This is a genomic window from Parafrankia sp. FMc2 (assembly GCF_041008525.1).
Classification (GTDB): domain Bacteria; phylum Actinomycetota; class Actinomycetes; order Frankiales; family Frankiaceae; genus Parafrankia.
Map to the genome: position 1 here is coordinate 1 of NZ_JBFLUG010000097.1, position 22,788 is coordinate 22,788.

Genomic DNA, 22,788 nt, shown 5'->3' on the forward strand with positions numbered 1-22,788 from the left:
GTGAGGCGGGAGACCACGTCTCCGGGTACGGATCGGCTATGGACGACCTGGCCGGCGCCCGCCCCGCGGCTGACCCGCACCCCGCGGACGACGTCACCGTGGTGCACGTGAAGCGCCCCGGCCCGGCATCGCCGGCTCGACGACATCCTCGTCGAACACGCGCAGCTCAAGCCGCCGGATGTCGAGGCCGAGCCGCCCGGGGCCGACGGGGCGCACCAGCCAGACCGGCCACACCGGCCACACCGGCCACACCGATCGTGCCTTCGCCGACCTCGAGCCCGCGGGCCTCGGGCGGCTCGGCCTCGACATCCGGCGGCTTGAGCTGCGCGTGTTCGACGAGGATGTCGTCGAGCCGGCGATGCCGGGCCTGGGCGACTACGAGCCCGCCGGTGAGGCGGGAGACCACGTCTCCGGGTACGGATCGGCTATGGACGACCTGGCCGGCGCCCGCCCCGCGGCTGACCCGCACCCCGCGGACGACGTCACCGTGGTGCACGTGAAGCGCCCCGGCCCGGCCGCCGACGCGGGCCGCCCGGCCGACCACCACGCCGTCCTCGCCAGCCCCGGCGGTGCGGCCCCAGCCGACCAGCGCGCCACGGCCGGTGACCGGATCGGCCCGGCCGCCGACGGTGCCCTGTCGGGTGACGACCTGCCACCCGCCTTCGCGGTCTTCGACCGGGCGGCGCGCGACTACGACGCCGACATCCACGGTGTGCCGTTCTTCCGCCCGCTGGGCCGCACGCTGGCGAGCGCTGCGGGCATCCGCCCCGGCGACGACGTGATCGACCTCGCCTGCGGGCGCGGGGCCGTCCTGTTCCCGGCAGCCGAGGCGGCCGGGGCGACCGGCTCCGTCCGGGCGTTCGACCTGGCACCGACCATGGTCGAGCTCACCGCGGCCGACGTCACCGCCCGCGCGCTGCCCTGGGTCGAGGTGGAGATCGCCGACGCGGCCGAACCGCCGGCCGAGCCGGGCAGCGCCGACGTCGTCCTCTGCGGCATGGGGCTGTTCCTGCTGCCCGACCCGGCCGCGGCGCTCGCCCGCTGGCACGGCCTGCTCCGGCCGGGCGGGCGCCTGGCGGTGAGCGTCTTCGGCGCGCCGGACCCGCTGTGGGACCGGCCCGACTACCCGCTGCGCCGCGCCACCGGGATTGGCGCGGCGCAGCGCCGCCCTGGCCTCGCCATCCTGGCCGAGGGAGCGCTCGGCGAGGCCCTCACGGCAGCGGGCTTCACCATCACCGGCGACGACCTGGTCGCTACCGACCTCGTCTTCCGGGATGTGGAGCACTGGTGGCGCTGGGCCCGGGGCACCGCCGTCCGGTCGATGCTGGAGAAGGTCGACGTCGCCGACATCCCGGCGATGATCGACGATCTGACCCGGTGGCACGCGCCTTCGGTGGACGCCGGTGGCCTGCACTGGCGCCCGACCGTCCGCATCGTCACGGCCACGGTGGGCCTCGCGGCCGCAGGCACCGCGATGGTGGGCGGCCCCGACTGCCGGTGATCGATCAGTACAGGTACCGCACCACCGATTCCGCGACGCAGGCCGGCTTGGTGGCGCCCTCCAGCTCGATGGTGACCTGGTTGACCACCTGCACGCCGCCCTTGACGTCCTCGATCGAGAGGTTCCGGACCACGCCGCGGACCCGCGAGCCGACCGGGACCGGCTGCGGGAAACGCACCTTGTTCAGCCCGTAGTTCAGGGCCAGCGAGATACCGGTGACCGCGGCGGTGTCCGCCACGATCACCGGGAGCAGCGACAGGGTGAGAAAGCCGTGTGCGATCGTCGTCTTGAACGGGCCGTCCTTCGCCCGCTCGACGTCGGTGTGGATCCACTGCCAGTCACCGGTGGCCGCGGCGAAGTTGTTCACCTGCTCCTGAGTCACCTCGCGCCAGGGGCTGGTGCCAAGCTCCTGGCCCTGAAGCTTCCTCAGCTCGTCGATTCCGTCGATCGTCGCCATGGCGCGAGTATGGCGAAGCCGTCGGCGACGCGCCTCACTTCCGGTAACCCGGCCACCGTGTCAGGCGGCTGCCGCGAATCAGGCGTGGGCGACGAAGTTGAAGCGGTTGCCGTTGTCGAAGGTCCGGCGGAAGGTGCCGAGGGTGTAGGGGCCGGTGCCGTCCATGTCGAAGATGCGCAGGCCCAGGTCGCCGTCGATGAGGCGGTACATGTCCTCGGCCGAGGTCCCGTACTTGCGCGCGGCGGCACCGAACTCGAAGATCACGTACGGGCGGTTGGTGGCGAGCAGCTTCTGGCCGCCCTTCAGCACGCCGTACTCAGCACCCTCCACATCGATCTTGATCAGGTCGATGCGGTGCTCAGGCGGGAGCGTCTCGTCCAGCACCTCGACGACGACCTCGATCTGCTCGACGTCCTCGGCGCCGTCCGGCGTCCGCTGGCGCAGCCCGCTGTAGGCCGGGCGGCTGCGGACGTAGGCGAACGGGCTGACACCGGCCTTCTCCGCGAGCGCGGCCTGCTTCAGCGTGACGGTGGGGAACTCCAGGCAGAGGTACTCGAACAGGTGCGGCAGCGGCTCGTAGGCGATGTGCTCGCCACGCGGGGCGTGCAGCACGATCGACTTGAGCACGTCACCGCGGTGCGCGCCGACGTCGATGCAGTTCGAGTCCTCCTGGAGCACGAAGGACAGCAACAGAGCGAGGTGGTGGTCATCGATGGCGTTGCGGCGGGCGCTGGGCAGCACGGTGCGCCGGACCAGCTTCAGAGCCGGCCCGAGCCCCAGCTCGACCGCGGTCTGGCGGAGCTGACCGAGCTGCTTGTTCATCTGCTCCTGCATCGCGGAACGTCCCCTTCGCGAGCCGTCCGTCCGGCCCGGGCCCCGGGCCAGCCACGGGCTGACCGCCGGGCCCGGACCATCCGGCTGGATGTCCGGTGCCTGGCCGGTGTCGTCACGTGAGCACACCGGCCCTGCCGTCGTGCCAATTGTGACAAGTCGCCAGACGCCGCCCATCGCCACCCCCACCGCAGACACGACCAGGCACAGCACGCGGCCGCCCTCACACCGGAGGAACTGATATCGAGAGTGGCCGGCGCAACGAACTGCCTGATCCGTGGCCCGGTCAGACGGTGACCAGCTCCGCCCCGGAGTCGAAGGCCTCGACCGGCGGGCAGGTGCAGACCAGGTTGCGGTCCCCGTAGGCGCCGTCGATCCGCCGCACCGGCGGCCAGTACTTGGCGGCCCGCAGCGAGGCCACCGGATACGCGGCCACGGATCGCGGGTACGGGTGCGCCCACTCGTCCCCGGTCACCATCTCCGCCGTGTGGGGGGCGTTGCGCAGCGGGTTGTCCTCCTTCGGCCAGACCCCGTCGCCGACCTTCGCGGCCTCCGCCCGGATCGCGATCATCGCGTCGCAGAACCGGTCGATCTCGCCGCGGTCCTCGCTCTCGGTCGGCTCCACCATCAGCGTCCCCGCCACCGGGAACGACATCGTCGGCGCGTGGAACCCGTAGTCGATCAGCCGCTTGGCGATGTCGTCCACGGTCACGCCGGTCTCCTTCGTCAGCGGCCGGAGATCGAGGATGCACTCGTGCGCCACGAGCCCGTTACGCCCCGTGTAGAGAACGGGGTAGTGCGGCGCGAGCCGGCGGGCGATGTAGTTGGCGTTGAGCACCGCCACCGAGGTCGCCTCCCGCAGCCCCTGGGCCCCCATCAGGCGGATGTACGCCCACGGGATCATGAGGATGCCGGCCGAGCCCCAGGGCGCCCCCGAAATGGGCCCCACCCCGGTGGGCGGGCCGGCCTCCGGGCGCAGCGGGTGGTTCGGCAGGTACGGCAGCAGCTTCTCGCCGACCGCCACCGGCCCGACCCCCGGCCCACCGCCCCCGTGGGGGATGCAGAACGTCTTGTGCAGGTTGAGGTGGCTCACGTCGGCCCCGAAACGCCCCGGCTTGGAGAGCCCCACCAGGGCGTTGAGGTTCGCGCCGTCGACGTAGACGAGGCCGCCGGCGTCGTGCACCACCGCGCAGGCGCGGGCGATGCCCTCCTCGTAGACGCCGTGCGTCGACGGGTAGGTGACCATGAGGGCCGCCAGCGCCGGCGCGTGGGCGGCCGCCTTCGCCGTCAGGTCGTCCAGGTCGACGTTGCCCTCGTCGTCGCAGGCGACCACGACCACCCGCATCCCGGCCATCGCCGCGCTCGCCGCGTTCGTGCCGTGCGCCGACGACGGGATCAGGCACACGTTCCGGACGGTGTCGCCCGCGGCGGCCCGGTCACGGTGGTAGGCGCGGATGGCCAGCAGACCGGCGAGCTCGCCCTGACTGCCGGCGTTCGGCTGCACGGAGACGGCGGCGTACCCGGTGATCCGCGCGAGCCACAGCTCCAGGTCCCGGATCATCGACACGTACCCGGCGGCCTGGTCCAGTGGCGCGAACGGGTGGATGTCGGCGAAGTCGGGCCAGGTGACAGCGGCCATCTCGGTCGTCGCGTTCAGCTTCATCGTGCAGGAACCGAGCGGGATCATGCCCCGGTCCAGCGCGAAGTCGACGTCGGCGAGGCGCCGCAGGTAGCGCAGCATCGCCGTCTCGGACCGGTGCGCGTGGAACACCGGGTGGGTCAGGAAAGGCTCCTCCTCGCCGCGCGCCATCGGCGCCGGCAGCGCCGGCAGTGGCGTCGCCAGTGCCGGCCCGCCGCCCGTTCCGGGGGTGTCCACGCCGAACGCGGCCCAGACGGCGCGCAGGTCGGCCTCGACAGTCGTCTCGTTGCAGGAGACGCCGACATGGTCGTCGTCGACGAGCCGCAGGTTCACCCCGTGCGCGAGTGCGTCCGCCACGACCTGGCCCGCTCGGGCGGGTACCCGGGCGAGCAGCGTGTCGAAGAACTCGCCGTGGACGATCTCCACGCCGCCGCCGCGCAGCCCCGACGCCAGCCGTGCGGCCAGCCCGTGCACCCGGCCGGCGATCCCGGTCAGCCCGTCCGGGCCGTGGTAGACCGCGTACATCGAGGCCAGTACCGCGGGGAGCACCTGGGCGGTGCAGATGTTGCTCGTCGCCTTCTCCCGGCGGATGTGCTGCTCCCGGGTCTGCAGCGTGAGGCGGTAGGCACGGTTGCCCGCGGCGTCCACCGAGACGCCGACAAGCCGGCCGGGCAGCATCCGCTCCAGGCCTGCGCGAACGGCGAGGTAGCCCGCGTGGGGGCCCCCGAAGGAGAGCGGCAGCCCGAACCGCTGGGTGGTCCCGACGGCGATGTCCGCCCCGAGGCGGCCCGGCGAGCGCAGCAGCGTGAGCGCGAGCAGATCGGCGGCGACGGTCACCACGATCTCCCGCTCGCGCGCCTGCGCGATCACGCCCCGAAGGTCCCGCACCTCCCCGTCCGCGCCCGGGTAGGACAGCAGCACGCCGAAGACGTCCGGCAGCACGTCGGACGCGCCCGCCGCCGCCGGGACCGCGGCGGCGGCCTCGCCCGGGGCGGGCGAGGGCCGGGCCGTGAGGCCGTCCCGGAGGTCGGCGACCAGGACGGTGATGCCGAGAGCCTCCGCCCGGGTACGGACGACCGCGATCGTCTGCGGCAGCGTGTCCGCGTCGATCAGGAAGGTCGAGCGCTTCCCCCGGGTCGACCGGTAGGCGATCTGCATCGCCTCCGCGGCGGCGGTGGGTTCGTCGAGCAGCGACGCGCCCGCGACCGCGAGCCCGGTGAGGTCCGTGATCACCGTCTGGAAGTTGAGCAGGGCCTCCAGCCGGCCCTGGGAGATCTCGGGCTGATACGGCGTGTAGGCGGTGTACCAGGCAGGGTTCTCCAGCACGTTGCGCTGGATCACCCCGGGCATGACCGCCGGGTGGAAACCCAGGCCGATCATGGACGTCACCCGCCGGTTGCGGCCGGCCAGCGTCCGCAGCTCCGCGAGCACCTCGGTCTCGTTGACCGCCGGTGGCAGGTCGAGCTCGGTGTCCCGGATGGCAGCCGGCACGGCGGCGTCGGTGAGGGCGGTCAGCGAGCCCAGGTCGAGCAGGTCGAGCATCGCCATCCGGTCGGCGCGGTCGGGGCCGATGTGGCGGTCCGCGAACCGGACCGGCTCCGGCGTACCGCTCGCCACGGTCGAGGCCGTCCGAGGCAGTGGCGCGCCCTGCTGGCGGCCCGGCCCGGCCGGGGGGGTGGCTGACACGCCGCTTCCCGCACCTGCCGGGGACGGGCTGTCATCATCCGTATGCTGTGCGTGACTCGGCGACACGGCGGTCGAGGTCTCAGTGCTCATCGTCGCTGCGCTCCGGAGGTCGTGCGAACGCCAGCGGGAGACCACCGCCAGTGCGGCTGCGGTCCTCCACCCGCGTCGCGGCGGGCCTCCCCCTCTGTCATCGGCCTGAGAGCTTCGCCGACCGGCAGTGCTCCCGGGAGAACCGGAAGCACGGAGTCGGCTTGCACCGTCGGCGGGACGCCGGAGCATCCGCTTTTCAGAGTCGCCTGACCCGGCGGTCTTGGGCCTGAGAGTTTGCGGGGAGATCTTGCTCCTTCGGCGCTCCGAGCCAGGCCCGGAGCTCTCCCGCACGGGTGTGAGCGGCGCGATGTGCAGTTGTCAGCCCCGAAAGGACTCGGGCGTTCAGCAAGCCAGGCTAACTGCCCGTGCAGCGCCCTGCCAGCCATCCCGTCATCCTCCGGCCGGGTGGTGACGCGCTACACACCCGTCGGCTGGCGCGACCCGTCCCGGTGGTCGTCCCGGAACTTCGACGCCTCCTCCTCGCTGCGCGCGCCGCCCCGCTCCCCTTCGAAGAAGGTCGTGGCGACCCGGTCGTGCGACGTCTGGTCCGTCACCTGGCGGGCCATCTCGTCGTCCGAGACACCCTCCCCCGCTGGATGGGCCGGAACTCCCCGGGTTCCCGCGGCTTCGCTCGAGCCCTTTCTCACGTGGTGCGACATGTCCGTCCTCCCGACATCCGGGGCCCGTATGGCCTGCCCGCGCGACCCGGACGGGCCACAACGGCCCGATCGGATCCCGTCACCTGTCGACATGCCCGGACCTCGCCCTCATCACCCGCGCGGGCCGGCACGTCCGGCCTCCCTCCGCCAGGCAGGGCCGGCCCGACCGGGCCCAGAGCCCGGCCGGCGCCCCGGCGACGGAACGCGCACTATCACCCCGTGTACCGTCATCGCCGACGATCTGCGTCCCGACTACCGGACAGCCAGGATGATCAGCGGTTACCGATTCCTCCACGATCTCGGCCAGGGTGGGTTCAGCACCGTCTATCTCGCCGAGCAGGAGATCTTCGAACGGCAGGTCGCCGTGAAGGTCATGCATTCCGACCTCCGCGACCCGGACGCCCGCCGACGGTTCGTCCGCGAGTGCCGTGCCACCGGGCGGCTCACCGGAAATCCCCACATCATCACCGTGTTCGACGCCGGGACGACGGCTGATCACCGGCCCTACATCGCGATGGAGTACCTCCCGGCGGGAACCCTGCGTGACCGGGTGCACAAGATCGGGCCGCTCCCGGTCCGCGAGATGGTGACGCTCGCGCTCCCGGTCGCCCAGGCGCTCGACGCCGCCCACCAGCAGGGCATTCTGCACCGGGACCTGAAGCCAGCGAACATCCTGCTACGCGGTCCGGAACACCCTGTCCTCAGCGACTTCGGCATCGCCAGCATCGCGGAGGGCCGGGAGGCGGTGACGGTCTCGGCGGCCTTCACCGCCGGGTTCGCGGCGCCGGAGGTCATTCTCGGCGAGCAGCCGGAGCAGTCCTCCGACGTCTTCGGGCTCGGCGCGACGCTGTTCGCTCTGCTCACCCAGGCCACGCCGTTTCCCGGCCGCACCCCGACGGAGATCTACCACCGCATCGTCTCGGGCGACATGGCGCCCTTCGGGCGGGCGGATGTACCGCCGGCACTCGAGGACCTGCTGCGCGCGATGCTCGCGCCCGAGCCGGACCACCGGCCCCTGCTGGGGGAGGTCTCCGCCGGGCTCGGCGCCGTCCTCACCGCGGTGGGCGGCGAGGCCGGCCCCCCGGCCGGGCTGTCCCATGATCCTCCGTGGCACGAGCCTCCGGGGCGGGACGAGGCGCCCACAGCCGTCGGCCCCGGGTCGGAGCCCGGTCAGCAGGCCAGGGCCGGTCACCGGTTCGCCGGACGCGCTCCCGGGCCAGTACCGCCCGCCACCCGCCCGGATCCCACCAGCCGGCGGCGGGTGGCCGCGGCTGCCGCCGGCACGGCGGCGCTGCTGACAGCTCTCGTCGCCACGGTGTGGCTGTTGATCCCCCGATCGGACGGTGCGGACGATGCCCTCGGGGCAGGGCAGGCCGGCGGGCCCCGCACGTCGACACCCGGGCCCATCACCGTGTCACCCCAGCCCCCCGTGGTGACACCGCCGGGGACAGCTCCCACCCCGACCTCCTCCGGTTCGGCGAGCACCTCACCGACGACCACCACCACGGAGAGCGCGCCGGTCTGCGCTCCCCAGCTCACGCGGAAGACCGACCACCATGGCCAGACGTTCAGACGGCAGTACATGTGTGCCACCAGCGTGGGCTCGGAGGTGTACGCGAACATCGCGGCCACGGCGCCCGGTCCGCTCGACGACTCCGGTTACATGGACCGGGCACCCCAGGTCTGGGTGATCTGCCAGATCGAGGGCCGTGCCAACCCCGATCTCGGCGGGCGCCAGAACACCTGGTGGCTCTACACCAAGGGCGACCGGCCGAGCCGGAACGCCTTCGGCTACCGGGAGTCGTGGGGGTACCTCCCGGCCACCGCGGTGGCCTCCGTCCCGGACGGCGAGCCCGTCCAGGACGTCGCCAGGTGCCAGGGCCTGCACTGACGCAGCGGGCGTGGCCAGCCGCCGCGGCGCACCAACCACCTCCACGTGAGCGGCCCACTCGGCATAGTCAGCGGAGGAGAATGCCATCCGGCGCGGCGGCGCCGGGACGAGTGCGCGAGGAGCAGCAGGTGTCAGGACTCGACCGCGACGGTGACGTGTTCCTTCTCGACCTGGGCGCCGCGGAGAACCGGCTCAACCCGTCGTCGCTGGCCGCGCTGAACCTGGCCCTCGACGAGGTGGTGGCCGCTCCCGCGCCGAAGGCCCTGGTCACGACAGCTTCGGGCAAGTTCTGGTGCAACGGGTTCGACCTTGCCTGGATGACCGCGAACCCCGGGGAGATCGAACCGTTCATCCAGTCGGTGCGGGTGTTGTTCGCCAGGTTCGTGACGCTGCCGCTGACAACCGTCGCAGCGGTCGGCGGACACGCGTTCGGCGCCGGGGCGGTCCTCGCGCTCTGCCACGACCAGCAGGTCATGCGGGCAGACCGGGGCTACTTCTGCCTCCCCGAGGTCGACATCGACATCCCCTTCAGCGGGGGGATCACCGACCTGATCCGCTCCCGGATGCCCATCCGCACCGCCCACGAGGCGATGACGACGGGACGCCGGTACGGCGGCGACGACGCGCTGACCGCCGGGATCATCGATGGCGTGGCGGACCAGGAGAAGGTGCTACCCACGGCGGTCGCGATGGCCAGTGCGCTGGCCGGCAAGGCATCCCCCACGCTGGGGACCATCAAGTCGAGGCTGTACGCCACCGCGATCGCCGGGCTGGTCGCCGGAGAGGCCGTCGAGATCTCGATCTGAGCGGTGCCGCGCCGGTCACGGCATCAGTCGGGTGCCGTGTCCTGGCTGGCGGAGGCGACCAGCCGGCCGTCCCGGCTGAAGAACGTCGCGCGGGTCAGGGTCCGCTGTCCTGACCCGGACGGGCTGTCCCGCACGACGAGCAGCCACTGATCGGCGCGGAACGGCTGGTGGATCCAGATCGCGTGGTCCAGGGCCGTGAGGCCCCCGGACCCGCCCGCGTGACCACCTGGGTAACTGTCCGCGTGGCCGCCGTCGGGCGGGCCGGCGAAGACCGCCCGTATCTGGCGGGCGAAGGCGGTCGTGACGTGGTCGGCGAGGAGGACCAGCGCGCCGGCGTGCACCGGGGGGTCATCCGGCAGCGTCTGGTCCAGCCGCACCCAGGCCACCGGGCGGACGGCCTCCCGCGGCCCGGGCCCGGCCGGTTCACCCGTGACGGAGCGGACGTCGATGAGGCTCTCGGGCACGTCCCGCCGCCCGGACGCACCGGACGCACCGGGCGTGGGACCACCCTGGCGGAGGGCGACGGTCGCGTCGCCGGACCGCCCACGCGGGCCACGCAGCCCACCCAGCGTGGCCTCCGGATCGTCCCGGTGGTCCAGGTCCCGCGGGGGTGGCACACGCGGGGCGCGCAGCTGGTGACCGGCCGGCCCGCCCGGCCGGTACAACAGCGACATCACGCAGACCACCTGGCCGGCCTGCACGCCTGTCACCCGCCGGGTCGTCGTCCCGCCGCCGTCGCGGACACGGTCGACGAGGTAGACGATCGAGGTCCGCGCCCGCGCCGGCTGGGGAAAGTGCGCGTGCAGCGAGTGGAACGGCCGCCCGGCCGCCACGGTGCGGGTGGCGGCCAGCTGGGCCTGCACCGCGATGAGCCCGGTGTGGACGGGGGAACGCTCCTCGCCCGGCCATCGGGCGCGGAACACGTCGCGGTCGATGTCCTCGATCGCCGCGAGGTCGAGGAAGCTGGGCCGGTCCGAGGCCCGGGCAGGGCTGTGCCCGCCCGGCCGACCGGCCGGCTCCGGGAACGGGAGCCGCTCGGGTGCCCCGGCACGTTCCGGCGGCACGGCGTGTTCCGCCGGGCGCGCCCGGCGGCCGACCCGGTCCACGGTGATCCGGATCGGGGTCACCTGCAGCGATCTGACCAGGCCGGGCCCGCGCCTCCGCGGGCGGGGCATCTCCGGCCGGTCCTCGCGTTCCCCCGCGGCCCGGCGATCGGCTCCTGGCGCCACCGGTCCCGGTCCTGGTCCTGGTCCGGCACCGGCCGCGCGTCGGGGCCACTCCCTGTCCTCGCTCGGGTAGCCCGTGTCGACGCCGGCGGGGTCATGCCAGGGAGGCAACGCGGTCCCTGTCCGGGGCGGAGCCGGCCGGACTCCCGCCTCCGCCGGACGGGTCGTCCCGGCCGGACGGGTCGTCCCTGTTCGGCAGGCCCGTCGCCATCGCCGGTGCCCGCAGGCCGCGCAGGCCGGCGCGCACCGTCGCCGGTGCGAGTGCCCGCAGGAGCGCCCGCCGGATCCGGCGGGCGTGGCCACGGCGGTCCTCGCCCCGCCGCAGCGAGCGTTCGATCTGGTCGAGCCGCCGCCAGGCCTCCGCCGCGGTGCGGGTCCCGGGCTCGCCGTCCCAGTCCAGCGCACCGGCGGGAGCGAAGAGAGCGAGGGTCACCAGGTCGGCCAGACCGGCGAGGTCCGTCTCGATGGCAGGCCCCACCCGGGCGGTGGCGGCGAGCCGCGCGACCTGCCCGGGGCTGGCGGCCGCCGGGACGGGGACGGCGGCGGCGGTGAGCGCCTCGATCGCGCCTTCCCAGGCGGCGACCACGCGGGCCCGTGCGCGGGCGGCACGCCGGTGGCGGCGGGCCTCGGCGGCCAGCAGGGCCAGCAGGAGATACAGCACCGTCACACCTCCCAGCACCAGCCCGGCCAGCGTGACCCATGGAGGCCAGGCACCCGTGCTGTCGGGCCCTTCCCGTCGTTCCCGATCCGCGTCACCGGCGTCCCCCTCCGTTTCGGGGGCGGCAGCGCCCTCCGTGCCTGTCGTGCCGGCCGCGGCGACGGAACGCAGCGCGACGTCGATGAGCTCCGCCTGCTCGGGGCTCTCGCCCTGGTTGGAGCCGGCGACGCTGGCGCCCCGGGCGTCCGCGGCCCGCGGGGTCGGGAAGAAGGGCAGCCAGCCGACACCGCCGAAGCGCACCTCGGCCCAGGCGAGGGCGTCGGAGCCGTGGACGCTGCGGCTTCCCCCGTCCGGGGCCGGCGGCGCGGTGAACCCCACCGCCAGCCGGGCCGGCAGGCCCAGCAGACGCGCGGCCAGCACGAATGTGGTCGCGAACTGCTCGGACGTCCCGCGCCGGGTGTGGCCGAGGAAGTGCTCGATGTGCCCGTACGCATGCCCGGGCGGGACAGCGGGGTCGAAGACGAAGGTGGCGCTCAGGTACTGGCTCAGCAGCGCGGCTCGTTCGAACGGCGTCCGCCCCCGGGTGGTGGCAAGCTCCGCCATCTCCCGCAGGATCGGCGGCGGATCCGCGGGGATCCCCAGATCGGGGTCGGCGTCGGCCGTTCCGGAGGAGCCCGTCGGGGCCATGGAGCCGGCGGACAGGCTGCTGATCGCCGCCGGGTCGGGGGCCGGTGCCACCGCCGTCACGATCTCGAATCGCTCGCCGGCGGCGAGCGGGCGACCACCGAGCAGCATCCCGCTGTCCGGATCGACCTGGGCGCCAGGGGGACCGCTGGTCGGCCAGCCGTACGACGGCAGCATCAGCCCGCGCAGGCCGACCACGTCGACGGTCTGGCTCACCACCTCCGCCCGGCGGTCCGCGCCGTCCCCGCGAGGCGGCGCGATCGGATCGCCCGCGCGGACGAAACGCGCCGAGGAATGCCAGGTCACGCCGTCGTAGGAGTCGAGGACGGCGAGCCGGAAGGTCACCGGCTGGTCCGGGTCCGGACCGTTGACCTCGGCCCGGAACAGCACCTCGTCCGGATGGGCGGTCCAGCCACTCAGCGCGGCGAGCGGGCTGATGCCGGCGGCGTCAGCCGGCCGCGCCGAGCGGTGGTCCCGCGGGTCGACGGGATCACCGGCCCGGCCGCCGCTCAGAACCGTGACAGTGACGAGGACACTCGCGGTCAGAACCGTCACCGTGGCGCCGGCGCCACGGGCCCACTGCCGGGCCAGGCCGTTCCGGCCCGTTCGGGGCATCCTCGCCAGGAGGTAGGCGGCGGTGGTCGCCACCAGGGCCGCTGCCTGGGGCAGGTTGCTCCCCGGAGCGGGCAGGGACACCGCCGTCGCGGCCACCAGGGTGAGCGCGGCCGGAAGCGCCGGGGCGAGGGACGCCCGGGTCCGCAGCGTCAGTTCCGCGCCGAGCGCCGCCGCCAGCCAGGTCGGCGCGAGCGCCACGATCAGCAGGTCGGGGGTGGCCGGTGCTGGGGCGGCCACATCGAGCAGCCGTGCCCATCCGTCGACGACCCCCGTCCGGACCACGTCGAGTCGGGCCAGAAAACCGCCCGTTCCGGCGGCGACGGTGTAGGCCGTCCAGACGATGAAACCGATCATCCAGACGGGCACGGTGATCGCTGGCGAGGCGAGCCGCCGCCGCGACCTGACCTGGACCGACCCGAGCAGGCCCACCAGGAGGACCGGCAACACGGCCGCGACCGGCAGGGGGACCCACAGGTCCCGGGCCGGAAACAGGCGGGTGAAGCCGGACCCGCCCACGAGCGAGAGGCCCGCCACGAGCACCAGCTGAACAGCTCGACGCCGCGGGCTTCCGGGCCCGCCGCCGTCGGCCAGGTCGGCCTTCGAAGCGGCACCGACCATCATGGCATCGCCCGGCGGGACGTCGTCGGAATCGCCGGGGCAGTCCGGGCACCGGTCAACGCCGGAATGAGTGGGACTGTCACCGGCCCGGTCGGGCGGGCGTCCTCGGATACGGCCTCGCCTGCCGCCGTGACGACCGCAGCGGCCGGGGCGGCCGGGACCACGGACAGTGCCGCGCGGGCCGGCGGCCAGGACGCCGACGGCAGCGCCGGTGGGGCGGGCCAGACCTGCCGCAGCTCGGCGGAGGTGGCCAGGTGGAGCACGCGGACCCGGCCCGCGCCGGTGGCACGGGGAGTTACCGGCGGGAGGGGCGAGCCGGCCCAGTCAGTCTGGCCCACCCGGGTGGGGTGCCCCGCCGGCCCGGCCGGGCCGGGCTGGTTCAACCGGGTGCCGTGAGCCGGCTGGGGTCGTCCCGCCGAAGCGGCGCTGGAGCGCAACCGAGGCCGGTCGGCCGGGGTACGCCGGCCCAGCGCACGGGCGGCGGCCTCGCTGCGCGGCCCCATCCGCAGGACGATCACCTGGCCGAAGGCGCGAGCGACCGGTGTCAGGGCCGCCATGGCATCCCGGCCGAGTGCGCCGGTGACCAGCACCAGGGTGCCGACCGGGCCGCGGCGCAGGGTGCGCAGCACGTCCAGGCTCTCGCCTCCGTCGGTGCGGATGGCGGCGAGTTCGTCGAGGAGCGAGTCGACGTCGGCAGCGCGGCGGCGGCCTGTCATCCGCACCCCGCCCGACGTGACCAGGCGGACGCTGTACGCGTTGCGGGCGCAGGCGAACACTGCCGACGCCGCCGCGTCGACGGCGTCCTCGAAGACCGCGGCCCCGACCGGGCCATCCGGATAGGCGCAGCGCCGGGTGTCGAGGACGACGGTGGAGGCGGGTTCACTCGGATCGACGTGGGTGCGCACCATGAGCGTCCCCAGCCGGGCGCTGGCGGCCCAGTGGACGAGGCGCAGGTCCTCCCCGGGGGTGTACTCGCGCAGGGTGTGGAACATCAGCCCGCCGGCCGTGCCATGCCCGCTCTGGCCGTCGGGGTCCCGGGCTGGGGCGGTCGGCGGCGGAACCAGCGGATGGACCCGGGGGCGGACCCGCAGCGTCACCGCCGGGCCAAGGCACTGCCGCCGGTGCGCCAGCCCGAACGGGTCACGCCGGTCGACCCAGGAGGGCCCGATCCGGGTCACTCCCCGCCGGGTCGTGTCGAGCGGGAGCACGATCTCGCGGGAGGCCCCGCCGCGAAGCCTTCGGACGTCCACAGCGATGGGTCGCGGCGCCGGCCCGGCTACCGGCCCGGATGACAGCGCGGCCCCGTCCGGCGACACGGCTCCGTCCGCCGACACGGCCCCGTCCGCCGGCGACACCGCACCGCTGGGCGGTGGTGAGTCGACCGGTGAGGACGGGTTCAGCGGTGCAGCCGGCAGGTACAGCGCGAACGGGGGAGCTGTCCACCGGGAGTGGTTCACGACTGTGATGACCAGGGCGGCCTCGTCCCCGCGGGTGGCCGCGGCGGCGGTCAGCCGCAGTTCGACCCGCACCCGCGGCGGGCGCGCCACCGTACCGGCGGCGATGAGCAGCGCTGTCGTGCCGGCGCCGGCGAGCAGCACGAGCTCGGGATAGTGCAGGAGCGCTGCCGCCGTCCCGCACGCCGCGGTCGCGACCAGCAGCCCCCACGCGCTGGCCGTGATCCGCGGCAGCCGCTGAGCGGTCGGCGCGCTCACGCGCCGACGAGACGCCGAGGCGAGGGGACCGAGTCCACGACCTCGGCGACGACGTCCTCGGCGCTGACCCGGCGAAGCTCGGCCTCGGGGCTCAGCACGAGGCGGTGCGCGAGGACGGGGCCGGCCAGGATCTGGACATCGTCCGGCGTGACGAACGTGCGCCCGGCCGAGGCCGCACGAACCTGCGCCGCCCGCAGCAGCGCCACGCTGCCCCGGGGGCTCGCGCCGAGGCGCACCACGTCATGGCGCGTCCGGGTGGCGGCGACCACCCGGACGATGTAGCGCCGCATCTCCGGCGCGACATGGATGCCCAGCGTCCGTTCCGCGTGGGTGACGACGTCCTCCGCCCGCATCACCGGGCGGAGGTCCTCGACCCGCCGGCCGACCTGCCGGCCCTCCAGGATCTCCAGCTCGGCGTCCAGGGTGGGGTAGCCGATACGCAGCCGCATGAGGAACCGGTCGAGCTGGGCTTCGGGCAGGGCGTAGGTGCCGTCCATGTCCACCGGGTTCTGCGTGGCGATCACCATGTACGGCAGCGGAACCGGATAGCGGGTCCCGTCGACCGTGACGTGACGCTCCTCCATGACCTCCAGCAGGGCGGACTGCGTCTTCGGGGACGCCCGGTTGATCTCGTCGCCGATGACGAGATTGGCGAAGACCGGCCCGGGGCGGAACCTGAACTCGCCCGTCCGCTGGTTGAAGACGTTGGTGCCGGTGATGTCCGCCGGCAGCAGGTCGGGGGTGAACTGGACACGGTGGCAGCCGGCGTTCACCGACGCCGCGAGGCAGCGGGCGAGGGTCGTCTTGCCCAGTCCGGGGACGTCCTCGACCAGCAGGTGGCCCTCGGCGAACAGGCAGACGACGGCAAGCTCCACCGCGGCCCGCTTGCCGCGGATCACCTGCTCGATGTTGGCGACCACGTCCTCGAAGGCGATCGAGAACGGGATGGTCCGATCGGGGCTGACCGTCATGCCCGAACCTCCCTGGGTGCGCAAGGTCTGGTACTGGGGCTGGTACTGGGGCTTGGTGTGCTGGGGCCTGGTGTGCTGGGCGGAGCTGGGGCCGGCGTGCTGGGCCGAGCTGGGCTGCTGTGTGCCGGGGCTGGGCGGTGAAGGCGGGTCGTGCCGGTCCAGGGGGAGTGACCGGCACGACCCGCTACGGGCAGCGGGGGGAGCCGCCCGGGAACGGCCGGCTCCGGGGCGCGCCTCCCGCGGCTGGCCGCCAGTGCCCACCGACACCGCCGGTCAGCACCACCTGGCGGTGTCGCTGGCGACCGCTGCCGCGGCGTCGCTGCCACGGAGCCGAACCGTTCCGATGCGATAGACGACGGAGTCACCGGATTCGTTGTCCCCATCCCGGAAAATGTTGTTGCAACCGTGACGAGGGTTACGTCCCCCTGTCGGGGTCTGGATGGGCCCCCGCCCGCCCGGGAAGCGACGACGGTCGCCCGATGTCACGCTCCGGCCAAATCGGGTCGCAACCCGTCGGCGATGCTGAGCGTCAGACCTGTCGACGGGCAACGGCGGCGAGCCGGGAGCCCGCGGAGGCAGCCGCGGGCACACACCGCATCACTACAGTTTGACTACATTCGCCCAGATAATTCTGTGCACGGATTGTGGTCTCCCTGTCGTGAGCGGAGCCCTGTCACAGGCCTCCGCCCGGCTATCCCTCCGGCCGGGCGGAGGCCGCGGGCGGCTTCACCTGCCGGCTCGCGACGTTTCGCTCCACGCGCCCGCCTGACGCGCCCACCCAGGCGCCCGCCTGACGCATGCGCCCGACGATGCTGGAGGTCTGACGATTCTCGGCAGCCTGCGCCGGCCGCTTCCGCGGCTCTCTCGCAGCACCCCCCGGTCGGAGCATGCTGCGCACCGCCCGGACCCGGTGGGACGGGCCATCCTGCGGCCGCGCACCCGCATCGGGCGTATCGCCATCGCGAGCATCGCCGGGCTGGTGGGCGTCACCGGCGCGGCGGCGCTGCTCGGTGCCGTGAGCCGGGGGATCGCGCCCACCCGGCTCGACCTCACCGACGGAGGAACGTGGCTGCCGACCACGGCCACCGGCACGCTCATCCACCTGAGCGGACCCGCCGGGCGGGCGAACGCGGCGGTCACGGTTCCCGGTACCGCGGGCAATGACCTCGCTGTCACCACGACCTCCGCGAGGATCCTCGTCTCCGAGGGCAGGGCCGGCCGGGTGCATCTCGTGGACCCCGCCCGGCTGGCCCTGGTACGGACCGCCGATCTCGGGCCCGGCGTGACGATCATCGCCGCGGGCAGGGTCGCGTATGCGCTCGACGCCACGGCCGGGAGGGTCCAGCAGCTCTCCCCCGACGACCTTTCTCCCACCGGGAGAGTCCTGGCCCTGCCGGCGCCACTCGGCGGGGTGGCACTGGCCCGGTCGGGGGACGGAACTCTCTGGGTGCCGCTGCGGGCCACCGGGGAGGTCGTCGCCGTGCGGGACGGTGTCGCCCGCCGTGGGCACCGCCCGGTCGCACCGCCCGGGAACGCCGCCGACATCATCCTGGTCGACGACCGCCCGGTCGCCGTCGACGCCACGGCAGGGACCCTGACGGTGCTCGACCCGGAGGACCCCGGCCGATGGGGCAGGGTCATCCCGCTTCTCCCGGGGGAGGCACCGCGGCCACCGGAGCGGCCGCTGCTCGTCGCCCCCCGAACGGACGGTGGGCCCGTCCCTCTCCTCGACCCGGCGAGCCGCCGGCTGTTCCTCGTGGACGTCATCCGCGGCCAGGTGACCGGCGCGGACCTTCCCTCCCCCGCTCGACCGGACGAAACCGGGTTCGGCACTCCCCTGGTCCATGCGGGCCATGCCTATGTTCCGGATTCCGGCGGCGGTGTGGTGCTCGACTACGACCTGGCACGGGGCAGGTTCGCGGAGCCGGTGCGGCTGGCCGGGCCGGACGGGAACGCCCGCCTCACGGCCACGGCCGACAGCGGCCAGGTGTGGATCAATGACGCGGCCGGACCCGACGCCGTCATGATCAACGAGCGGGGGCGGACGCTCATCGCCAAACAGCCACCGGACCTGCCCGGTCTGCCGACCGGCACCGCCCGCCCGCTGCCGGCCGCCCCGCCGCTCCCGGCGCCCGAACCCGCCCGACCGGCCGGACGGGGCGAGGCGGGCGGAGCGGCATCCACCCGACCACCGGTAGCGGGCCGGACGTCCGCCGCCACGGATCCCGGCCCCGGTCCGGGAACCGGCGCCGACCTCGAGAACGAACCAGAGCGGCCTACACCCGGGCTGACGGCGAGCCCGAGCATCCGGCCGAGCACGCCGCCGCCCTCGCGGCCGCCGCCACCGCCGCCGCCGGTGACGGTGACGGTCCCACCGGTGGGCACCCCGAGCCCCTCGCCGACCCCGGTACCTCCGTCCGCCACCCCCGACGGGCTGCCGCTCGGGTGAGCGGGAGCCGTCGAGCGCGGGCGCGGGCGCGCTCAGCGCCTGGCGGGTGGTCAGCCCGCGAAGTCGATCACCAGGCGGTCCGGGTTCCGGAGCTCGACGACGCGGAACCCCACTCTGTTCTCGAGCCCGATGCCGAGGTGGACGTAACCCTCGAAGTCACCGGCGACCGCGTAGCTGGTCAGTGCGGGCAGCCCTCCCCCGGCCGGGGGCGTGGTCAGGGTGGAGTCGCCGGCGTCGTCGTGCATCGCCGCCGGGGTCACGACGACCTCGAAGCGGACGGCGCCCTTTAGCGGCAGCGGCGCCCCGGAGCCCGGGCGGATCACCTCGTCGACGTAGCCCGCCGTGTAGCCGGGCACCCCACCGCGGAACTCCAGGACCAGTCGGTCGAACGAGGCCCCGTCCACCGTGTTGCGGGCGGACCGCAGGGAGACGAGCTGCGCGGGCAGCGCACTCGGGCGCTCGGTACGGACCGCACCGGTACCCCACGTCGACGGCGCGCCGGTGCGCCCATCGCCCACGATCGTGCCCGATGATCCGTCAGGCGCCGCGGGCTCGCCCGGCCGGCCCGAGGCGTCACCTGGCTGGGCCGTCCCACCGGAACGGGTGGGGCCCCCCGACTGGACGGCGCTGGGTGATCCGCTCGGCCTGCCCGGGCCGCCGTCGCCGCCACAGGCGGCAAGCCCCAGGCACAGCAGGATCGAGAACACGGTTGTGCCTGCCATCACCGCACGCGGCGCGAACCGGCTGTCGTGGCGCGACCGCGGCCGGGGGCAGCGACGGGGGCAGCGACGGGGGCAGCGGCGAGGACGGGGGGACGATCGCTCCACGGTGGCCTCCGGGGCGGAATGCGGGAACACGGCGATATCCGCAGTGTGGGTCGCGGAACTGGAAAAGCAATGCCATCCCACCGGCGGAAACGGCCCCACGGCAGGGTTCCCGCCGCCAGCCGGGTTAGCCGGTGGGGAAGGCCCGGTCGCGTTCCTGTCGCCCGTCCCCGCCGTGACACGGGACGATGGCGGCACGACCGAGTCCGGAGCCACCGGAAGAAAGCCCGGGGCGACCGGCAATCCGTCGGGCGAGAGCCTACGAGAGGGAAACACCGATGCTCAGCGATGCGCCACCAGCCTGCCCGGACCGCGCGTCCGCCCGGCGGAGAGGCCTGCCGGCGAGGCGGAGAGCGCCCCTGGCGGCGGCCGTCACGGGGTTCGTCGCGGCGGGCCTGCTCGCCGCCTGCGGCGGCGGGTCCGATTCGGCCACCGATCCCGCCGAAAGCCTGCGCCCGACCGCCCGTCCGGCGACCGCGACCGTGGATGATGTGAACGGCGCGAAGGCGTCACCGGAATGTGCGTCCGCGGTGAAGACCCTGCGGATGGCCGCCGTCGGCTCGCTGAACGACGCCGCCAGGTCGGGCAAGGCCTACATGGAGAAGGCACACCCGGGCCTCACCGTCGAGCTGACCGCCACCGCGTCGGGCTACCCGGAACTGGTCCAGCAGATCAGCGCGGACCGCGCCGCGGGGCGCCCGGCGGACGTCGCGGTCGCCGGTTTCGACCTGCTTCCCACCTTCGCCGACGACCTGGGTGCCCAGACTCTCTCGCCCCGGCTCCTGCGCGCGTCGTACGACCAGCGTTTCCTGCCACTGGGCGAGTACCAGGGCAAGCTGGTGGCCATCCCGCAGCAGGTGTCGGTGCTCGCTCTCGTCTACAACCTGGACGTCCTGGAGCGGGCCGGGGTCGACCCCCGGTCGCTCACGACGACCACGGGGGTGCTCGCCGCCGCCGAGCGGGTCAAGGGCTCGGGCCAGTCGATCCAGCCGATCGACCTGCCGACCAGCGGGTTCGGGCAGTGGTATCTGAGCACGCTGGCGAGCTCGAAGGGCACGCCGTTGCAGAAGGAGGACGGCCAGCCGGATCTCACCAGCCCGGCGGCCCGCGAGGCCGCTGCCTTCCTCGCCAAGGTGGGCACGTACGGACCACAGTCCAGTGACGCGACCACCGAGGGGCTGCTGCGTTTCGGGATCCGCAAGGAGACCGCGATCAGCGCCGTGACCCTGCCCTCCGTGGCCGCCGGGCTGCGCTACATCCACGACCAGGGCGCACAGGGCTTCCGGGTGGGTGTCGCGCCGTTCCCTGCGCTGCCCGGCGGCAGCCCGCACCCCGTCGCCGGCGGCAACGGGCTGGCGGTCCTGTCCACCGACCGCTGCCAGCAGGAGATGGCCACGGAGCTGGTCGTCGCCCTGCTCTCCCCGGAGGTTCTCGCTGCCGGCACCGAGGCGTTCAGCTTCTACCCGGTCGACAGCGAGGCCAGGAACCAGCTCGGGGCCTTCTACCGGGAGTTCCCCGAGCTCACCCAGTTCGACGCTCTGATCCCGGAGATCACGCAGGCTCCCACCTGGGGGGGTGAGCGCGGCGGCGAGGTCCACGACGCGCTGAACGAGGAGGTGGTGGCGATCATCGGCGGCGCCGACCCGAACGCCACCCTCGCCGAGGCGCAACGGAAGGTGACCGGGCTGATCAGCTGAGCCCGCGCCACGGCGCCACCACAGCCGCGCGCGGGTCTGGTCCGCGGATCAGACCCGCGCAGCGCCGGTCAGAAGTCGCTCAGGCTCCGATCGCGCGCACCGGATCGCTGCCGTCCCAGCTGGTGGCGGCGTCCCGGACCAGTTTCGCCATGCCTTCGGTCGCCGGGTTCAGCTCCATGATCTCGATGATGGTCGCCGGGCCCGCGGGCGGCTCGAAATAGGCGTACCGGGTTGCTCCGTCGCCGCCGCCGGACCACACCACGGGCCACCCAGCGGCTGCCACCGAGTCCATGGTCGCGTCGAAGTCAGACGCCCAGAAGGCAAGCTGGTGGTAGCCCTCCCGCCCTGACGCGAGGAACTCCGTGTAGATGCTCGACTCGTCCCCGTGCTGCTGGATCAGCTCCAGCTGCAGGTCGCCGCTGTTGGCGAAGGCGACCGACACCGTCACCTCGCAGGGCTGGCCGCGGTAGACGCCGGCCTGCGGACGCTCCCGCAGCACGTACCACGGGCCGATGCCCAGGCTCAGCCAGGACGCGATGGCCTGGTCGATGTCCCGAACGACGTAACCGTTCTGGCGGACAACACCCGGCAGGACAGCCGGGTTGACGGATGCGGGCAGGCCATGCATCAGACCACTCCAAGGTCGGGGACGGAAGCCGGCGAGCGAGAGATCAGCGGACACCGGACCACTCCCCCGCCACGGCCGCTCGGCACCCTCGACATCCAGGGAAACCTGACCGGCCACCGACAGACGCTATTCCCGATATTGAAAACAGGTCAACATATCGGCCGTGACGATAGACTTGATCGATGACCGCAGGGGCAGCCAGCACAGGTGCTGACCGTGGTCAGCGCCGTGCCTCCTACCAGCAGGCCCGATCACGCGAGACGAAGCGCGTCCTGATCCAGGCGGCGCTGTCGCTGTGGCGCGCCAACGGGTACGCGACGACCACGGTCGCCGACATCTGCCGGGCGGCCGGCGTCTCCAAAGGCCTCTTCTATTTCTACTTCCCGCGCAAGGAGGACATCCTCTACGAGGTGAGCCGCCACTCGTCCGAGGCGGCCAGGAACACGGCGCGGGAGCTGGCACACGGGCAGTACGAGGTACTGGCAGTCGTCACCGCGACCCTGAACAACCTCGAACGGTCGATGCGCCGCAACCCGCCCGAGCTGATCCTCGAAATGGTCATGGAGGGGTACCGCTACGCCTACCGGGCGATCACCGGCGCAGCACCGCCGGACCGTGCGATGCTGATCTTCGATGAGCTGTTCGAACGCGCGGTGGCCAGCGGCGAGCTGCCGCCACACGTCGACGCGGCGCGGCTGGCGCGGCTCGCGCAGTCGCTGATCAGCGAGGGTGCGCGGCACTGGGCCGCCGGCGCCTACCAGAACCGCTCGTTCACCGAGGTCGTCTCGGCGGACATCGCCGTCCTCATCGCCGGCTTCCGTCAGCTACCGCCGCCCAGCGCCGGCTGAGACGGCTGAGACGGCTGAGACGGCTTCGCCCGGCACGGAACCCGTGCCGGGCGATGGTCCTCCGTGGGGGCTGATGCCGCGGCTGGCAACGACGGTGTGGCTGACAGCAGTGGTGTCGCTGGCCAGTGGTGTGAGTGGTGGAGCGGTGTGGCTGGCGGAGCGGTGTGGCTGGCAGCAGCGGTCAGGGCTCGCTGCGGCCGTGGCCGTGGCCGTGGCCATGGCCACGGCGGCCGCGGAGCTGCCCGGGCCTCGCGGGCGGGATCAGACAGGCACGGTCGAGCGGAACCTGCGTCCGTGA

The 22,788-nt window shown here is 73.7% G+C and carries 17 protein-coding genes and 2 riboswitches; of the genes, 7 read left to right on the forward strand and 10 right to left on the reverse strand.

From position 1 onward, the window contains the following. The first annotated feature begins 178 nt into the window (after positions 1–178). A complete protein-coding gene (locus tag AB1460_RS25955) occupies positions 179–1,501 on the forward strand; it encodes a class I SAM-dependent methyltransferase (protein WP_368964724.1) in 1,323 nt (440 codons plus the stop codon). A gap of 4 nt (positions 1,502–1,505) precedes the next feature. Here the strand turns inward: AB1460_RS25955 and AB1460_RS25960 are convergent, their stop codons facing one another. The 4 genes from AB1460_RS25960 to AB1460_RS25975 form a co-directional block, all read right to left on the reverse strand. Then, positions 1,506–1,958, reverse strand: a complete 453-nt coding sequence (locus tag AB1460_RS25960; RefSeq protein ID WP_368964725.1) for a MaoC family dehydratase — start codon at positions 1,956–1,958, stop codon at positions 1,506–1,508. A 78-nt stretch (positions 1,959–2,036) separates the two neighbouring features. Continuing rightward, on the reverse strand, positions 2,037–2,792 hold the full coding sequence (locus AB1460_RS25965; RefSeq protein WP_368964726.1) for an FkbM family methyltransferase: 756 nt from the start codon (positions 2,790–2,792) through the stop codon (positions 2,037–2,039). Between the two features lie 283 nt (positions 2,793–3,075). Beyond that, positions 3,076–6,114: an aminomethyl-transferring glycine dehydrogenase gene (gcvP, locus tag AB1460_RS25970; protein ID WP_420497362.1), complete on the reverse strand. Its 3,039-nt coding sequence runs from the start codon at positions 6,112–6,114 to the stop codon at positions 3,076–3,078. Positions 6,115–6,291: 177 nt separating this feature from the next. Then, positions 6,292–6,409, reverse strand: a riboswitch (glycine riboswitch). After that, positions 6,410–6,503: riboswitch (glycine riboswitch) on the reverse strand. Between the two features lie 117 nt (positions 6,504–6,620). Then, positions 6,621–6,863, reverse strand: coding sequence for a hypothetical protein (locus tag AB1460_RS25975; RefSeq protein ID WP_368964728.1), 243 nt, complete (start codon positions 6,861–6,863; stop codon positions 6,621–6,623). A 268-nt stretch (positions 6,864–7,131) separates the two neighbouring features. On the opposite strand from AB1460_RS25975, the gene AB1460_RS25980 reads away from it, so the two are divergent. Both AB1460_RS25980 and AB1460_RS25985 read left to right on the forward strand, forming a co-directional pair. Next, positions 7,132–8,754, forward strand: coding sequence for a serine/threonine-protein kinase (locus AB1460_RS25980; protein ID WP_368964729.1), 1,623 nt, complete (start codon positions 7,132–7,134; stop codon positions 8,752–8,754). A gap of 128 nt (positions 8,755–8,882) precedes the next feature. Further along, positions 8,883–9,560: an enoyl-CoA hydratase-related protein gene (locus AB1460_RS25985; RefSeq protein WP_368964730.1), complete on the forward strand. Its 678-nt coding sequence runs from the start codon at positions 8,883–8,885 to the stop codon at positions 9,558–9,560. 23 nt (positions 9,561–9,583) lie between these two features. On the opposite strand, the gene AB1460_RS25990 is transcribed toward AB1460_RS25985, so the two are convergent. The 4 genes from AB1460_RS25990 to AB1460_RS26005 all read right to left on the reverse strand — a co-directional run bounded on the left by AB1460_RS25990 (position 9,584) and on the right by AB1460_RS26005 (position 16,044). Continuing rightward, a complete protein-coding gene (locus AB1460_RS25990) occupies positions 9,584–10,789 on the reverse strand; it encodes an acyl-CoA thioesterase (protein ID WP_368964731.1) in 1,206 nt (401 codons plus the stop codon). Positions 10,790–10,880: 91 nt separating this feature from the next. Further along, entirely contained in the window at positions 10,881–13,364 is a 2,484-nt protein-coding gene (locus AB1460_RS25995) for a transglutaminaseTgpA domain-containing protein (protein WP_368964732.1), read from the reverse strand. Then, positions 13,361–15,073, reverse strand: coding sequence for a DUF58 domain-containing protein (locus AB1460_RS26000; protein WP_368964733.1), 1,713 nt, complete (start codon positions 15,071–15,073; stop codon positions 13,361–13,363). The genes AB1460_RS25995 and AB1460_RS26000 overlap by 4 nt, the downstream gene beginning before the upstream one ends. Then, a complete protein-coding gene (locus tag AB1460_RS26005) occupies positions 15,070–16,044 on the reverse strand; it encodes an AAA family ATPase (protein ID WP_368964734.1) in 975 nt (324 codons plus the stop codon). The genes AB1460_RS26000 and AB1460_RS26005 overlap by 4 nt, the downstream gene beginning before the upstream one ends. 910 nt (positions 16,045–16,954) lie before the next feature. Here AB1460_RS26005 and AB1460_RS26010 point away from each other — a divergent pair. Next, positions 16,955–18,493, forward strand: coding sequence for a hypothetical protein (locus AB1460_RS26010; protein WP_368964735.1), 1,539 nt, complete (start codon positions 16,955–16,957; stop codon positions 18,491–18,493). A 50-nt stretch (positions 18,494–18,543) separates the two neighbouring features. Here the strand turns inward: AB1460_RS26010 and AB1460_RS26015 are convergent, their stop codons facing one another. Next, positions 18,544–19,215 carry an AMIN-like domain-containing (lipo)protein gene (locus tag AB1460_RS26015; RefSeq protein ID WP_368964736.1) on the reverse strand — a complete coding sequence of 224 codons (672 nt, stop codon included), beginning with the start codon at positions 19,213–19,215 and terminating at the stop codon, positions 18,544–18,546. Positions 19,216–19,595: 380 nt separating this feature from the next. On the opposite strand from AB1460_RS26015, the gene AB1460_RS26020 reads away from it, so the two are divergent. Then, on the forward strand, positions 19,596–21,014 hold the full coding sequence (locus tag AB1460_RS26020; protein WP_368964737.1) for an extracellular solute-binding protein: 1,419 nt from the start codon (positions 19,596–19,598) through the stop codon (positions 21,012–21,014). 79 nt (positions 21,015–21,093) lie between these two features. On the opposite strand, the gene AB1460_RS26025 is transcribed toward AB1460_RS26020, so the two are convergent. Further along, positions 21,094–21,642 carry a VOC family protein gene (locus AB1460_RS26025; protein ID WP_368964745.1) on the reverse strand — a complete coding sequence of 183 codons (549 nt, stop codon included), beginning with the start codon at positions 21,640–21,642 and terminating at the stop codon, positions 21,094–21,096. A gap of 182 nt (positions 21,643–21,824) precedes the next feature. Between AB1460_RS26025 and AB1460_RS26030 the strand changes: the two genes are divergently transcribed. Continuing rightward, entirely contained in the window at positions 21,825–22,490 is a 666-nt protein-coding gene (locus AB1460_RS26030) for a TetR family transcriptional regulator (RefSeq protein ID WP_368964738.1), read from the forward strand. Positions 22,491–22,563: 73 nt separating this feature from the next. Continuing rightward, positions 22,564–22,788 (forward strand): hypothetical protein, encoded by a 225-nt coding sequence (locus tag AB1460_RS26035; protein WP_368964739.1) that lies wholly within the window; start codon positions 22,564–22,566, stop codon positions 22,786–22,788.